The organism is Flavobacterium sp. (assembly GCF_024305175.1).
Lineage (GTDB): Bacteria > Bacteroidota > Bacteroidia > Flavobacteriales > Flavobacteriaceae > Flavobacterium.
Genome location: NZ_JAMWYY010000002.1, coordinates 64,317 through 79,395 on the forward strand (window position 1 = coordinate 64,317; position 15,079 = coordinate 79,395).

The window sequence follows — 15,079 nt, forward strand, 5'->3', positions numbered from 1 at the left end:
TTAAGAAACATTATAAAGGATATGTCGTCTCATTACGAAGCACCCATTAGAAAACCTTTAATTATAGGTGACAAAAATTATCACGATGTAACAGTTGATGTTGCAAGGCCGGTGGAAGGCAGGGCCAACAAGCAATGGTGGATAGCATTTTCCATTGCGCTTGCCGCTTTCCTTTGGGGTGTAGGTTGCGTTGCTTATACAGTAGGAACCGGTATCGGTACATGGGGATCTAATAAAACAATAGGCTGGGCCTGGGATATCACCAACTTCGTTTGGTGGGTAGGTATCGGTCACGCCGGTACGCTTATCTCTGCGGTACTGCTTTTATTCCGCCAAAAGTGGAGGATGGCCATCAACAGGTCGGCTGAAGCGATGACCATTTTCTCGGTAATACAGGCGGCTATGTTCCCTGTATTCCACATGGGACGCCCGTGGCTTGCTTACTGGGTAATGCCAATACCAAACCAGTTCGGTTCTTTATGGGTTAACTTTAACTCTCCGCTACTTTGGGACGTATTTGCAATCTCAACTTACCTTTCGGTATCACTTGTTTTCTGGTGGACAGGTTTATTGCCTGACTTTGCAATGCTTCGCGACAGGGCTATAACGCCTTTCACAAAAAGAATATATTCAACTCTAAGTTTCGGATGGAGCGGCCGTGCTAAAGACTGGCAGCGTTTTGAAGAGGTATCTCTTGTACTTGCAGGCCTTGCTACGCCACTTGTACTTTCGGTTCACACCATTGTATCATTCGACTTTGCCACATCGGTTATACCGGGATGGCACACTACTATCCTTCCGCCATACTTCGTTGCGGGTGCAATCTTCTCAGGGTTCGCAATGGTAAACACACTTCTTATCATTATGAGAAAAGTGTCTAACCTGGAAGCTTATATTACTATACAGCACATTGAGCTTATGAACATCATTATCATGATTACAGGTTCGATAGTAGGTATAGCTTATATAACAGAGTTATTTATTGCATGGTATTCAGGAGTAGAGTATGAGCAGTATGCCTTCCTTAACAGGGCAACAGGCCCTTACTGGTGGTCTTACCTGCTAATGATGACGTGTAACGTGGTATCTCCACAGGTAATGTGGGTTAAAAAGATCCGTACAAGTATTATGGCATCGTTTATAATCTCTATTGTGGTAAACATAGGTATGTGGTTCGAGCGTTTCGTAATTATCGTTACATCGCTTCACAGGGATTACCTTCCATCTTCATGGACTATGTTCCAGCCAACATTTGTAGATGCAGGTTTCTACATTGGTACAATAGGTTTCTTCTTTGTACTGTTCCTGCTGTACTCAAGAAGTTTCCCTGTAATTGCACAGGCAGAGGTTAAATCGATCATGAAAACGTCAAGCGAGAAATATAAAAAGCTTCACGAGCAACACGGTCACGACAATCATTCACATTCAGAACATAATCATTAAGAGGTCATGAGTAATAAAGTTATACATGTTTTATACAATGATGATGATATCCTGATGGACGCAGTAAAGAAAACGCGCGCAGCTCATCATCACATTGAAGAGGTTTATACCCCTTTCCCGGTGCACGGGCTTGATAAAGCCATGGGCCTTGCCCCAACAAGGATAGCTATTGCTTCTTTCCTCTACGGTTTGGTTGGTTTAAGCGTTGCTACCGCCATGATGCGTTATATGATGATTATAGACTGGCCGCAGGATATTGGAGGTAAGCCAAGTTTCAGCTATATACAAAATATGCCGGCTTTTGTACCGGTAATGTTTGAGATGACAGTATTTTTTGCCGCCCACTTAATGGTTATAACATTTTACCTTAGGAGTAAGCTTTGGCCATTTAAAAAAGCAGAGAACCCGGATGTAAGGACAACGGATGATCATTTTTTAATGGAAGTTGCTGCTCACGGTGATGTAGACCAGCTTGTTTCTTTCTTTGAGAATACAGGAGCTGTGGAAGTAAAAGTAATAGAAAAGCATTAACAGATTATGAGAGCGTTTTATAGAACAGCATTATTGGTAATTGCAGCCTCTGGGCTAACGGCATGCTTTAATAAAAAAGAGCCGAATTACCAGTATTTCCCGAATATGTATGAAGCCATACCATATGAAACTTATTCTGAAGTTTCAGCTTTTCCTAACGGTAAAGAAGGGCAGTACCCTGCACAGGGCAGCATCCCGAGGGGCTTTACTCCTTATGAGTACCCTAATACCAACGAAGGATATGAAATGGCAAAAGCTAACCTGAAATCTCCGCTGGATTCTGCATCTGTAGATTTACCACAAGGCGAGCAGCTTTATACTATTTACTGTGCAATTTGCCACGGTGATAAGGGAGACGGAAAAGGAACTCTGGTAAAGAAGGAAAAGTTTCTTGGTGTGCCTAACTACAAAGACAGGCAAATTACAGAAGGAAGTGTATTCCACGTAATAACCTACGGTCTTAACTCCATGGGCTCGCATGCTAACCAGCTTTCTCAGGAAGAGCGTTGGCAGGTTACCAGCTACGTGCTTAAATTAAGGAGCGAATTATAATTTGTAGAACACTGAAAGCATATAATATGTACACATTTTCAAGTAGATTAAAAACTTTTTCCTTAGTCCTTATCGTGCTGGGTATACTTGGCATAGGCTATAGTTTTTTAACTGCACCTAAAACTATTGAAGACGTAGAAAAAATACTGAAAGAGGAGGAAGCTGCACACGGCGGACACCATGGAGCTGCCGCTCATCCTGATGCCGAAGCAACAGTACACGATGCCGAGCTTACACCGGGTGAAGGCGGGCACGAACATACAACGCAGGAGCTTCATGAAACCGTTCCTCAGGGTGATCACGCTGTAGAGCATGCCATACATGACGACAGGGGGCACATGGAAAATTTAGAAAAGCATGTTACCGCAAGCCATGATGCAGAAGCTACACATGCAGATGAGCACCATGAACATTTAGAGCACGTATTGCACCAGCTTCAGAACAAGCCATGGTCGGCAGTATATGTTGCCGCTTTGTTCTTTATGCTGCTTTCGCTTGGCACACTTGCTTTTTATGCTATACAAAACGCAGCACAGGCCGGCTGGTCTCCAGTTCTTTTCAGGGTTATGGAAGCTATCTCTGCTTACCTTATACCGGGCGCAATAATTGTATTTGTACTGCTTGTATTGGGTGTACTGCATTTTCACCATATTTTTATATGGATGGATGAAGAAGTTGTTGCTAACGACCATTTACTGCAAGGTAAAACAGGATATCTTAACGGGCCTTTCTTCCTGATAAGGGCAGCGCTTTTTATGGGCGGCTGGATACTTTACCGCCAGTATGCACGAAAGAACTCACTGCTTCAGGATGATGCTACAGATAATACGTACTATAAGAAGAACTTTAAGGCATCTGCCGGTTTCCTTGTATTCTTTATTATAACAGAATCTATTATGTCTTGGGACTGGATCATGTCGGTTGACCCACACTGGTACAGTACCCTGTTTGGATGGTATGTGTTTGCAAGTTTCTTTGTAAGCGGTATTACTGCCATTGCTATGATTACACTTTACCTTAAGGCTAAAGGATATCTTGAGTATGTAAATACAAGCCATATACACGACCTTGCCAAGTTTATGTTTGGTATAAGCGTGTTCTGGACATACCTTTGGTTCTCTCAGTTTATGCTTATGTGGTATGCTGATATACCGGAAGAGGTAACTTACTTTGTTACACGTATAGAACAATATAACCTTCCGTTCTTTGGTATGGTAGCTATGAACTTTGTGTTCCCGGTTCTTATACTTATCAACACCGACTTTAAACGTTTATCATGGATAGTGGTTATGGCGGGTATTGTTATCCTTTGCGGTCACTACCTTGATTTCTACAATATGATTATGCCTGCAACTGTGGGAGACCGTTGGTTTATTGGCGCAGGCGAAATAGGTGCGATACTTCTTTTCCTTGGCCTGTTTATATTTGTAGTATTTACGGCATTAACCAAAGCGCCTCTTCTTGCTAAGCGCAACCCATTGATGGAAGAGAGTAAGCATTTTCATTATTAATATTTAAAGAAATAAACAAATGACAAGTTTATTGATAATTGCAGTTTTAGTTTTATTAGGCATTGCAATATGGCAATTAACTAAAATATTCCACCTGACTCAAATTGGTTCATCTTCACAAACAGAAAACAGTGAAGTGGCTAATGACAGGGATAATAATGTTAATGGTTACCTGATGTTTGCCTTTTTAGGTTTCATATACATCTTTACAATATATTCTCTCGTTAAGTGGGGTCACCTTGTATTGGGTACACCTGCTTCAGAACACGGACCGCAGTATGATAACCTTATGGCTATCTCTATGTGGATTATATTTATCGTACAAATAATCACGCAGTTCCTTTTGCACTACTTCTCGTTTAAGTACAGGGGTAACGAAAAGAAAGTAGCTTTTTATTATGCAGATAACGATAAGCTTGAATTTATCTGGACCATTATACCGGTTATAGTTCTTGCAGGACTTATTCTTTACGGACTTTATGCATGGACTAACATTATGTTTATTGATGAAGAGAAAGAAGATGCAATTTATGTAGAGGTTTACGCAAAACAGTTTGGATGGGAAGTGCGTTATGCCGGAGAAGACGGTATGTTAGGAAAAGCTAACGTAAGGTATATTGAGGGTGTAAACACAATGGGTGTAGACCTTAGCGACCCTGCGGCACAGGATGATATTACAGCAAGTGAGCTTCACCTGCCAAAAGGTAAAAAAGTTATATTCAAATTCCGTTCTCAGGATGTGCTGCACTCTGCTTATATGCCGCACTTCCGTGCGCAGATGAACGTTGTGCCTGGTATGGTAACACAGTTTGGATTTACTCCAACCATGACTACAGAAGAGATGCGTAATGACCCTCAGATAATTGAGAAGGTTGCAAACATAAACAAAATAAGGTCTGCAAAAAGTGCAGAGCTTACTGCAAAAGGAGAGTCGGCGTTAGACCCTTATACTTTTGACTATTTATTGCTTTGTAATAAAATTTGTGGTGCATCTCACTACAACATGCAAATGAAAATCGTTGTTGATACAGAAGCTGACTTTAACACATGGTTAAAAGGCCTTAAGCCACTTTCTGCGGCTGTTAAGGAATCTAAGCAGGATGCTGCCGCTGCACCGGCAACACAAGAAGCACCTGCTACAGAAGCTGATACTACCGCTACAGTTGCGGCAGACTCAACAATGGTAGCACAATTAATCAGGAAATAACCTTTTTTAATATATTCAAATTAAAAAAATATGTCAGCAGTAGGACACGAAATACACGGAGATCAAGGTCATCATGATGCTCACGAACACCACCACAAGGATACTTTTATAACAAAGTATATCTTTAGCATCGACCATAAGATGATTGCCAAGCAATATCTTATTACCGGTATTATCATGGGTATTATCGGTATCATGATGTCAATTTTATTCCGTATGCAGCTTGCATGGCCGGAAGAGTCATTCACTATGTTCAAGATTTTCCTAGGTGATAAGTTTGCTCCAAACGGCGTAATGCGTAACGATATTTACCTTGCACTTGTTACAATACATGGTACTATAATGGTATTCTTTGTATTAACGGCAGGTTTGAGCGGTACTTTTAGTAACCTTCTTATTCCTTTACAGATTGGTGCCAGGGATATGGCTTCCGGATTTATGAATATGCTTTCATACTGGATGTTCTTTATATCTTCGGTTATAATGGTTATCTCCCTTTTTGTTGAGGCAGGCCCTGCATCTGCGGGTTGGACAATTTATCCTCCCCTTTCGGCATTGCCACAGGCTATACCGGGTTCAGGCGCGGGTATGACGCTTTGGTTGGTATCTATGGCAATATTCATTGCTTCATCACTAATGGGTTCACTTAACTATGTTGTAACGGTTATTAACCTGCGTACAAAAGGTATGTCTATGACAAGGATGCCGCTTACAATATGGGCATTCTTTATTACTGCCGTTATTGGTATACTATCATTCCCGGTACTTCTTTCAGCGGCATTACTTTTATTGTTTGACAGGAGTTTTGGTACTTCATTCTTCCTTTCAGATATCTTTATCGCGGGTGAAGTATTACATTACCAGGGAGGTTCTCCGGTATTGTTCGAACACCTTTTCTGGTTCCTTGGGCACCCAGAGGTATATATTGTACTTCTTCCTGCACTTGGTATTACTTCAGAAATTATTGCAACCAATGCCCGTAAGCCAATTTTTGGTTACCGCGCCATGATTGCCTCTATATTGGCAATTGCATTCCTTTCAACTATTGTATGGGGCCACCACATGTTCATCTCGGGTATGAACCCGTTCCTTGGTTCTGTGTTTACCTTTACAACACTACTTATTGCAATTCCTTCGGCAGTTAAAGCATTTAACTATATTACAACGTTGTGGAGGGGTAACCTTCAGCTTAACCCTGCCATGCTTTTCTCTATAGGTCTTGTATCAACCTTTATTACAGGTGGTTTAACAGGTATCATACTTGGAGACAGCACGCTAGACATTAACGTTCACGATACATACTTCGTGGTAGCTCACTTCCACCTTGTAATGGGTATATCTGCCCTTTATGGTATGTTTGCGGGTATCTACCACTGGTTCCCGAGAATGTTTGGCAGGATGATGAATAAAAATCTTGGATATATCCACTTCTGGGTAACAGCAATATGTGCTTATGGAGTATTCTTCCCGATGCACTTTATAGGCATGGCAGGCTTACCAAGGCGTTACTATACCAATACTGCTTTCCCGTTGTTTGACGACCTTCAGGATGTAAACGTACTTATAACGATGTTTGCAATAATAGGTGCAGCATTCCAGCTTGTATTCCTGTGGAACTTCTTCTACAGCATATTTAAAGGTAAAAAAGCGCCTATGAACCCATGGAAGTCTAACACACTAGAGTGGACTGCACCGGTTGAGCATATGCACGGTAACTGGCCGGGCGAGATACCTGAAGTTTACAGGTGGCCGTATGACTACAGCAAGCCGGGCCATGATGAGGACTTTGTTCCGCAAAACATTCCTATGAAACCAAACGAAGAGCAGTTACATCATTAATAACTTTTCGATAAATATAGAAGCCCTTCTTGTTAAAGAGGGGCTTTTTTATTACTAAATCTGTATCTTTATAAAAACAACGTATTATGAGTACACAGAAAGACACTACATTTAAGTTTAACGAGCAGCAAAACCGCTATGAGCTGCATGTGGGAGAACATACTGCTATTATAGATTATATAAAAAAAGACGATGTGCTGTTTATGAACCATACCGAAGCGCCGCAGGCGTTAAGGGGTACAGGTGCCGCAAAAAAGCTTGTTGAGAATGCTTTGCAGCATGCCGCTAACCGCGGCTATAAAGTAGTGCCTAACTGTTCTTATGTAGCCAGGTATATTACCGAACACCCCGAATGGCAGGCTGTACTTGCAGACAAAACTGCTATGTAATGTTTATTTTTTATAGCGGTAATGCCCTGATATGTCATACAGGAACAGGCAGTCTTCCAGTTCCTGCCCACGGCCTACATTGTGTACTATCATATAGCGTTTACCGTCTTTAGATTTTTTATTTACCACAATACCAATGTGTGGCAGGCTGGGTGTAATCATCCAGGTTACTATATCTCCCGGTTTATAATCTGCTGCATTTTTTGTTACAGGTAATGAAGTGCCTTTGCGCGTAAAAAATTTTTGCAGGTTAGGCACACGCCTGTGGTCTATATTAGTATCTGTTGATTTAAGCCCCCAGTTTTTCGGGTATTTAGAAAAATTGGCTTTCATATCCTCGTGTACTTCTTTCTGTAAATCTATTCCCAGTTTCCTGTAAGCACGTATTATAACATCTGTGCACACGCCCGTATTCTTTGGTACATCTCCATTAGGATAGGGAATCTTTACATAATCGCCAATATAAGTTACATGGTCTTTGGTAAGTGATAACGCAGCATCAGAAAGTCGCGCATAAAAACTATCCTGCACGGGTAGCATTACCAATAAAAACAATAAGGCAAAGTATTTCATCTTCAGTTGGTTTGTAAATAAAAACGTAATAATATTTAGATGTAGTATACTGTGGTTTTAAAAAATAGCTATTTTAGCAGGATATCCTGCTGACTAATGGAAGAAACACAAAGCCCTTTTTCGATTAAATACTGGGCAGAAGACGACAAGCCGCGAGAAAAGCTGATGCTGAAAGGCAAAGCTGCACTTAGTGATGCCGAGCTTATAGCGATATTGATTGGCTCGGGTAGCCGTAATGAAAGCGCTGTAGAACTAAGCAAACGCATCCTCGCCAGTGCAGATAACCAGCTCGGGGCACTTGGTAAGCTTTCCATCCAGCAGCTAATGCAATTTAAAGGCATTGGTGAAGCTAAAGCTATTAGTATTGCTGCCGCAATGGAGCTTGGTCGCAGGAGACGTGATGAGAGCGGACCCGACCTGAAACAAATAACAAGCAGCCGTGCTGTTTTTGATATCATGCAGCCTGTGATAGGCGAGCTTCCGCATGAAGAATTCTGGATTATCTACCTGAATAATTCCAATAAAGTAATATACAAAGCACAACTAAGCAAAGGCGGTATAACAGGCACAATGGTAGATGTGCGCCTGGTTTTTAAAACAGCATTAGAGCATAACGCGGTTTCTGTTATACTGGTTCACAACCATCCATCTGGGGTGCTAAAGGCAAGTGAAGCCGATAAACAAATAACCCGGCAGCTTAAAGCCGCAGGCCATTCGCTTGATATAAAAGTGCTGGACCATGTAATCATTACCGAGAAAAGCTATCTGAGTTTTACAGATGAGGGCATTTTATAGCCTTAGATTTTCCATTATTTGGAGTTACAACATTCTCAGATATAAATTATTGCTCACTACAGAATTAAAGTACTTTTCTTTCGTATGTAAATTCGCTAACTTGCAGTCATAATAAATGGTTACTGCATGATAAGCACAAAAAATATAACCTTTTCATACGGAAAAGGCACATCTTTTAATTTTCCTGATATTGTTGCCCAAAAAGGCGGCACATTGCTTATAACAGGAGAGTCGGGTAAAGGTAAAACTACCCTGTTGCACCTGTTAGGTGGCTTGCTTAAACCGGCTACGGGCGAAATTAATATAGACAATACTAATATTGCTGCAATGCCCGATAGCAAACTTGATAGTTTCAGGGGTAAAAATATTGGTCTTGTATTACAGCAGGCTTACTTTGTAGAATCGTTAACGGTACTCGAAAATGTAGTGCTGGCTTCATGGCTGGGTACAGGCAGGCAGGCAACAGAAAAGGCAAAGCCACTATTAGTGCAGCTTGGCCTTCAGGATCAGTTAAACAAGCTGCCATCCCGCCTTAGTATAGGGCAGCAGCAAAGGGTTTCTATTGCCAGGGCACTTATAAACGACCCAAAACTGCTTTTGGCAGATGAGCCTACATCGAGCCTTGATGATGAAAATGCACTTACGGTTGCAGATATGCTCGACAGGCTCGCCCGTCAGTTTGGCACAGCACTGGTTATAGTAACGCACGACCAAAGGCTAAAAGACCGTTTTCTTAACCAAATCAACTTATCATGATTACCAAAATAGCATGGAAAAATATTTGGTTTAAGCCACTCAACACGCTGCTAAGCATCATATTGCTAACGGCAAGTGTGGCTATTATAACCCTACTGATTTTATTACAGGAACAATTCGAAAAGAAATTCAACAGTAATGTAGAGGGGATAGACCTTGTAATGGGGGCGCAGGGCAGTCCGTTACAGTTAATACTCTCAGCCGTTTACCAGGTTGATGCACCTACGGGTAACATCAGCTACACTGAGGCTAAAACATGGATGGACAACCCTTTTGTAGAGACTGCCATACCATTGGCTTTTGGCGATAATTACAGTGGCTTTAAAATAGTGGGTACCACACCTGCTTATCTTAAACACTATGGCGCAACCATAGAGCAGGGCAAAATTTTCAACGAAAACTTTGAAGTAGTAATAGGCAGCACGGTAGCCGAAAAGATGCAGTTAAAGATTGGCGATGAATTTTTTGGTTCGCATGGTGACAGCGCAGAAGGAGAAGTACATGACACACATGCTTATATCGTTACCGGTATCGCCGCTGAAACCGGTAAAGTTGTAGATAACCTTATTTTATGCACAATACCAAGTGTATGGGCTATTCATGATCACGGGCATGACCATGAAGGTGAGGAGGCACACGACCATGGTGGAGAGGAGCACAGCCACGAGCATGCAGAGGGCGAGGCTCACGACCACGATCATGAAGCTCATGCTCATGAAGGAAGTGATGCACATGACCATGACCACGCTGAAGCTCACACACACGACCATGAACATGACCACGACCATGACCATGACCACGACCATGACCATGAAGCTGAAATTAGTGAAGCAGGTAAAGAAATAACGGCTGTACTTTTAAAAATGAAAAACAAGCCTGCCCTGTTGTCGTGGCAATACATGATACCCATGAATACTAAAATGCAGGCGGCATCTCCGGGTAAAGAAATAAACCGCTTGTTTAGCTTGTTTGGGATAGGGTTGCAGGCACTACAGTACCTCGCTTACGGCATTATGCTGATTTCAGGCATCAGTATATTCATAGCTTTGTTTAATACGTTAAAAGAGCGCAAGTATGAGTTTGCCCTGCTAAGGGTAAACGGTGCGAGCCGTGCTCAGTTATTATCTTTAGTATTAATAGAAAGCCTTATTTTATGTGTTACGGGCTTTGTGTTTGGAACGATTGTTGGAAGGATTGGTGTGGTTTTAATATCCGGATCGTCTGAAGAGGAGTTTAAAATGTCTTTTAATCCTTTTACCTTTGTGTGGGATAAAGAAGGATATTTATTCCTGCTCACAATAGCTGTGGGAATTATTGCGGCACTGATACCGGCAATTAAAGCCTATAGTCTCAATATATCTAAAACACTTGCAAATGCGTAAAACAATTTTTATACTGACAACACTTTTATTTGCCGGATTTATGCTTACATCGGCAGTTACACCATCATCATATTCAAAAACAGATAAGGCTTTATATACTACAGCCGTTGCCGATACCCTTTCCTGGAAACTGCTTGGGCAGATAAAATATGTGAAGAGAGTAACGGATGATTATCCTGAAGGCGTAATGTTCCCGATTGTAAATACAACCCTGAAAGCAAAGAACAAGAAGCCGATAATAATGAGTGGTTTTATTATCCCCATAGATAATAAGACTTACGCGCTGAGTAAGAACGTATTTGCTTCCTGCTTTTTTTGCGGACAGGCCGGGCCGGAAACCATTATGGGCATAAAGTTTAAAGATCCGTCTATAAGGCTTAAAACCGACCAGTATGTAACCCTGCAGGGTACTTTCCGTTATAATGACAGTGATGTTGACGATTGGATTTATCATATAGATAATGCTGTAATTGTAAAAGGGAGGTAATGCGTATAGCCGGTAAAAAGACAGTTTTTTTTGACCTCGACCATACTTTGTGGGATTTTGAGAAAAATTCTGCACTTGCATTTGAAACCATACTTAAAAAGCATAAAGTAGGGGTAGATGCGCAGGCTTTTGTTAAAGAGTATGTGCCAATTAACATGAAGTACTGGAAACTGTACCGCGACGGGCAAATAAGCCAGCAGCAACTTCGCTATGGCAGGCTTAAAGATGCTTTTAACATACTGCAATATGATGTGGATGATGTACTGCTTGAGTTGTTATCTGAAGATTATATTGCACATCTGCCTACTTTTAATCATTTATACGAGGGGGCAACAGAACTTTTAGAATACCTTAAACCTAAGTACAGCCTGCATATAATTACAAATGGTTTTCACACCGTACAGGAAGGGAAGCTAAAAAATGCAGATATACTCCACTATTTTGAAACGGTTACAAACTCTGAACTGGCGGGGTGCAAAAAGCCACATCCCGATATTTTTGAATATGCCATAAAAGCTGCCGGGGCAGAAAAAGCAACAAGCATAATGATAGGCGATTGTATAGAAGCCGATGTGCAGGGTGCAATCAGTTGCGGGCTTGATGCCATATATTTTAACGAGTTTAATAAAGAAGCGCACCCATCGGTAGTACAGGTGCAGCACCTTTCCCAAATCAAGAACTTACTTTAAAGCGATGAAAAAAATACTTTTTTGCTTATTGATGCTATGTGCCGTAACTGGCTTTGCACAGGACCTGAACAGCTATAAATATGTGGTAGTGCCGGACAGGTTCGAACTGCAAAGGGAAGCGGGAGAGTTTAACCTGAACAACCTTGTGGCGATGATGTTTGAGAAAAATGGCTTTGCTGTTTACAGGGGGCAGGAACTACCTGATGAGCTTATTATGAACCGCTGCAAAGCGTTGTATGCTGATTTAGCAAAAGAGTCGAACATGCTTAAGACAGGGGTAATTATTAAGCTGAAAGACTGCAAAGGAAAAGAAGTTTTTGTTTCTGAAAAAGGAGAGAGCAAGCAGAAAAATGTACAAAGGGCATATTATGAAGCGTTACGCGAAGCGTCGGCTTCGGTGGAAGCGTTGAATTATCAGTATAATGGCGAAACTGAAACTGTAACCATACAAACCCCTGTGACTAAAACGGAAACAGTTACGGTTTATGTGCCTTCTGCCACTCCGCAGGCAGAGCAGGTGGCAAACGATGATATGCTGTTTGCACAGCCTATTGCCAATGGCTATCAGTTAGTAGACAGTACCCCTAAAGTAGTGCTTAAAATATACAAAACATCTCAGCAGGACTCATTCACAGCTGTGGGTGAAGGTAAAAACGGTGTTGTTTTTAAGAAAGGTAACGACTGGTTTTTTGAATACTACCAAAACGACAAACTCATCAGCGAAAAACTGAATATTAAGTTTTAGTCTGAATTTTAATATCCGTACTTATCGCGCCAGCGGTTCTTTAAAAACTCCCTTGTGCTGTTTTCGCGGCTGTTTTGCCCGGGGTCATAAAATTTTGTCCCGCTGATATCATCGGGTAAAAATTCCTGGTCGGCAAAATTATTATTGTAATCGTGGGCATATTTATATTCATCACCATAGCCCAGTTCTTTCATTAGCTTGGTAGGAGCGTTGCGGAGGTGCAGCGGTACAGGCAGGTCGCCTGTTTGCCTTACCACCTGTTGTGCTTTGCCAATAGCCATATAGCTTGCATTGCTTTTAGGCGATGTGGCAAGGTAAACAGCACACTGGCTCAGTACAATCCTCGATTCAGGGTATCCGATGGTGCTCACCGCCTGAAAAGTATTATTAGCCATGATGAGCGCGGTAGGGTTGGCGTTGCCGATATCTTCACTGGCAAGGATCAGCATTCGGCGGGCAATAAATTTAAGATCTTCACCTCCCTCAATCATTCTTGCAAGCCAGTAAACCGCTCCGTTAGGGTCGCTGCCACGCATCGATTTTATAAAAGCGGAAATTATGTCATAGTGCTGCTCACCTGTTTTGTCATATAAAACAGTATTTTTCTGGGCAAGCTGCATTACCCTTTCATTGGTAATAACAATATCATCACTTTCAGAGGCATTTACCACAAGCTCAAAAACATTCAGTAGCTTACGCCCGTCTCCGCCCGATAGCCTCAGTAGCGCCTCGGTTTCCTTCAGTTCAATATTTTTCTGCTTCAGTACCTCATCTTTAGCCATGGCGCGGTGCAGCAGCGCTTCAAGGTCTTCGCGTGAAAAGGCTTCTAAAACATATACTTGGCAGCGTGATAGTAAAGCCGGTATAACTTCAAAACTCGGATTTTCGGTAGTGGCACCTATAAGTGTTACCCAGCCTTTTTCTACTGCCGTAAGCAGCGAGTCCTGTTGCGATTTGCTAAAGCGGTGTATCTCATCAATAAACAAAATAGGATTTTTGGTCGTGAATAACCCACCGCTTTGCTTGGCTTTTTCGATGACATCGCGCACTTCTTTTACACCCGAATTAATGGCACTAAGCTCGTAAAACGGGCGTTTAGATTCGTGCGCAATAATTTGTGCAAGCGTGGTTTTGCCTGTTCCAGGTGGCCCCCATAGTATTAATGACGGTATAATGCCCCGGCTTATCTGGTGCGTTAATGAGCCGTTGGGCCCAACCAGGTGTAGCTGGCTTATATATTCTGATAACTGCTGCGGGCGTATGCGTTCTGCCAAAGGTGCTTCCATAACGTAAAATTACTTAATCTGTCAAAATAGCATTCTATAAAGTTTGGTTAATTTTTTGAAGAGGTATCTGTATGACCAATAACGACAACCGCTTTACTTTTTCTCCATCTGTATTTACATGGCCTTTACTGGGTGTACTGGTATTGTGGCTTATATATTGGGTAGAAGTAAAATTCCATATATACTTAAACCATTACGGTGTATATCCGCGCACGCTTAAAGGTTTGCGCGGTGTTCTTTTCAGCCCGTTTCTGCATGGCAGCCTGGAACACTTATATAATAATTCTGTAGCACTCGTGGTGCTTATAGCCGCATTACGATTTTTTTACCGCAGGCACGCTTTGCAAATTATAGGTTACGGTATATTGCTCTCCGGTTTTATAACATGGCTGATAGGGCGGGAGTCTTACCACATAGGCGCCAGCGGGCTTATTTATGTACTGGTAAGCTTTATGTTCTTTAAAGGGATACAGACCGGTTACTACAGGCTGGTAGCACTTTCGCTCACCATAATAATGTTATATGGTGGTATGATATGGTATGTTTTTCCTGATGTTGATGAAGGCATATCATGGGAGGGGCATTTGGGCGGTTTGGTTACCGGTTTTCTTTTTTCAAGGTTTTATGATTCGCCTGATTATCAAAAACCGATAGTATACGACTGGCAGCGTCCTGACTTTAATCCTCAGGAGGATGCTTTTATGAAACGGTTTGATGAGAACGGTAACTTTGTTAACCCGCCAAAGCCGGAGCCTGAACCGGAACAGGACACAGATTCAGGTAATGCAATACACCATTCTGCAACCATATCCGGAATTACAATATTGTACCAATATAAGCCTGTACAGGAACAAACTTTGGATGATAATCCTGAAAAAGATGGAGGTGCGTAAA

At 41.9% G+C, this 15,079-nt stretch carries 16 protein-coding genes; 14 read left to right on the plus strand and 2 right to left on the minus strand.

What is annotated here, in order from left to right; all coding sequences use genetic code 11:
* The first annotated feature begins 21 nt into the window (after window positions 1-21).
* The 7 genes from nrfD (at window position 22) to Q0K96_RS00895 (ending at window position 7,472) form a co-directional block, all read left to right on the plus strand.
* Window positions 22-1,443, plus strand: a complete 1,422-nt coding sequence (gene nrfD, locus Q0K96_RS00865) for an NrfD/PsrC family molybdoenzyme membrane anchor subunit (protein WP_223052863.1) — start codon at window positions 22-24, stop codon at window positions 1,441-1,443.
* 6 nt (window positions 1,444-1,449) lie between these two features.
* On the plus strand, window positions 1,450-1,974 hold the full coding sequence (locus Q0K96_RS00870; protein WP_297332141.1) for a DUF3341 domain-containing protein: 525 nt from the start codon (window positions 1,450-1,452) through the stop codon (window positions 1,972-1,974).
* 6 nt (window positions 1,975-1,980) lie between these two features.
* Window positions 1,981-2,526, plus strand: coding sequence for a cytochrome c (locus Q0K96_RS00875; RefSeq protein ID WP_297332142.1), 546 nt, complete (start codon window positions 1,981-1,983; stop codon window positions 2,524-2,526).
* 26 nt (window positions 2,527-2,552) lie between these two features.
* Window positions 2,553-4,037 (plus strand): quinol:cytochrome C oxidoreductase, encoded by a 1,485-nt coding sequence (locus Q0K96_RS00880; protein ID WP_297332143.1) that lies wholly within the window; start codon window positions 2,553-2,555, stop codon window positions 4,035-4,037.
* Between the two features lie 19 nt (window positions 4,038-4,056).
* The gene (locus tag Q0K96_RS00885; protein ID WP_297332144.1) at window positions 4,057-5,244 is read left to right on the plus strand and encodes a cytochrome c oxidase subunit II; all 1,188 of its coding nucleotides are present in this window, start codon (window positions 4,057-4,059) and stop codon (window positions 5,242-5,244) included.
* Between the two features lie 30 nt (window positions 5,245-5,274).
* Window positions 5,275-7,083 carry a cbb3-type cytochrome c oxidase subunit I gene (locus Q0K96_RS00890; protein ID WP_297332145.1) on the plus strand — a complete coding sequence of 603 codons (1,809 nt, stop codon included), beginning with the start codon at window positions 5,275-5,277 and terminating at the stop codon, window positions 7,081-7,083.
* A gap of 86 nt (window positions 7,084-7,169) precedes the next feature.
* Window positions 7,170-7,472, plus strand: coding sequence for a GNAT family N-acetyltransferase (locus Q0K96_RS00895; protein WP_297332146.1), 303 nt, complete (start codon window positions 7,170-7,172; stop codon window positions 7,470-7,472).
* A 3-nt stretch (window positions 7,473-7,475) separates the two neighbouring features.
* On the opposite strand, the gene Q0K96_RS00900 is transcribed toward Q0K96_RS00895, so the two are convergent.
* A complete protein-coding gene (locus Q0K96_RS00900) occupies window positions 7,476-8,012 on the minus strand; it encodes a DUF1287 domain-containing protein (protein ID WP_297332182.1) in 537 nt (178 codons plus the stop codon).
* 129 nt (window positions 8,013-8,141) lie between these two features.
* Between Q0K96_RS00900 and radC the strand changes: the two genes are divergently transcribed.
* From radC to Q0K96_RS00930, 6 genes are all read left to right on the plus strand, one after another.
* Window positions 8,142-8,840: a DNA repair protein RadC gene (radC, locus tag Q0K96_RS00905; protein ID WP_297332147.1), complete on the plus strand. Its 699-nt coding sequence runs from the start codon at window positions 8,142-8,144 to the stop codon at window positions 8,838-8,840.
* A 126-nt stretch (window positions 8,841-8,966) separates the two neighbouring features.
* A complete protein-coding gene (locus tag Q0K96_RS00910) occupies window positions 8,967-9,596 on the plus strand; it encodes an ATP-binding cassette domain-containing protein (RefSeq protein WP_297332148.1) in 630 nt (209 codons plus the stop codon).
* Complete coding sequence (locus Q0K96_RS00915) at window positions 9,593-10,978, plus strand: FtsX-like permease family protein (protein WP_297332149.1); 1,386 nt, start codon at window positions 9,593-9,595, stop codon at window positions 10,976-10,978. Before Q0K96_RS00910 ends, Q0K96_RS00915 begins: the two co-directional genes overlap by 4 nt.
* The gene (locus Q0K96_RS00920) at window positions 10,971-11,465 is read left to right on the plus strand and encodes a hypothetical protein (RefSeq protein ID WP_297332150.1); all 495 of its coding nucleotides are present in this window, start codon (window positions 10,971-10,973) and stop codon (window positions 11,463-11,465) included. Before Q0K96_RS00915 ends, Q0K96_RS00920 begins: the two co-directional genes overlap by 8 nt.
* Window positions 11,465-12,154 carry a YjjG family noncanonical pyrimidine nucleotidase gene (locus Q0K96_RS00925; protein ID WP_297332151.1) on the plus strand — a complete coding sequence of 230 codons (690 nt, stop codon included), beginning with the start codon at window positions 11,465-11,467 and terminating at the stop codon, window positions 12,152-12,154. The genes Q0K96_RS00920 and Q0K96_RS00925 overlap by 1 nt, the downstream gene beginning before the upstream one ends.
* A gap of 4 nt (window positions 12,155-12,158) precedes the next feature.
* Entirely contained in the window at window positions 12,159-12,899 is a 741-nt protein-coding gene (locus tag Q0K96_RS00930; RefSeq protein ID WP_297332152.1) for a hypothetical protein, read from the plus strand.
* Between the two features lie 8 nt (window positions 12,900-12,907).
* Here the strand turns inward: Q0K96_RS00930 and Q0K96_RS00935 are convergent, their stop codons facing one another.
* Window positions 12,908-14,185: a replication-associated recombination protein A gene (locus Q0K96_RS00935; RefSeq protein ID WP_297332153.1), complete on the minus strand. Its 1,278-nt coding sequence runs from the start codon at window positions 14,183-14,185 to the stop codon at window positions 12,908-12,910.
* 71 nt (window positions 14,186-14,256) lie between these two features.
* On the opposite strand from Q0K96_RS00935, the gene Q0K96_RS00940 reads away from it, so the two are divergent.
* Window positions 14,257-15,078 (plus strand): rhomboid family intramembrane serine protease, encoded by an 822-nt coding sequence (locus Q0K96_RS00940; RefSeq protein ID WP_297332154.1) that lies wholly within the window; start codon window positions 14,257-14,259, stop codon window positions 15,076-15,078.
* Window position 15,079: the final 1 nt, after the last annotated feature.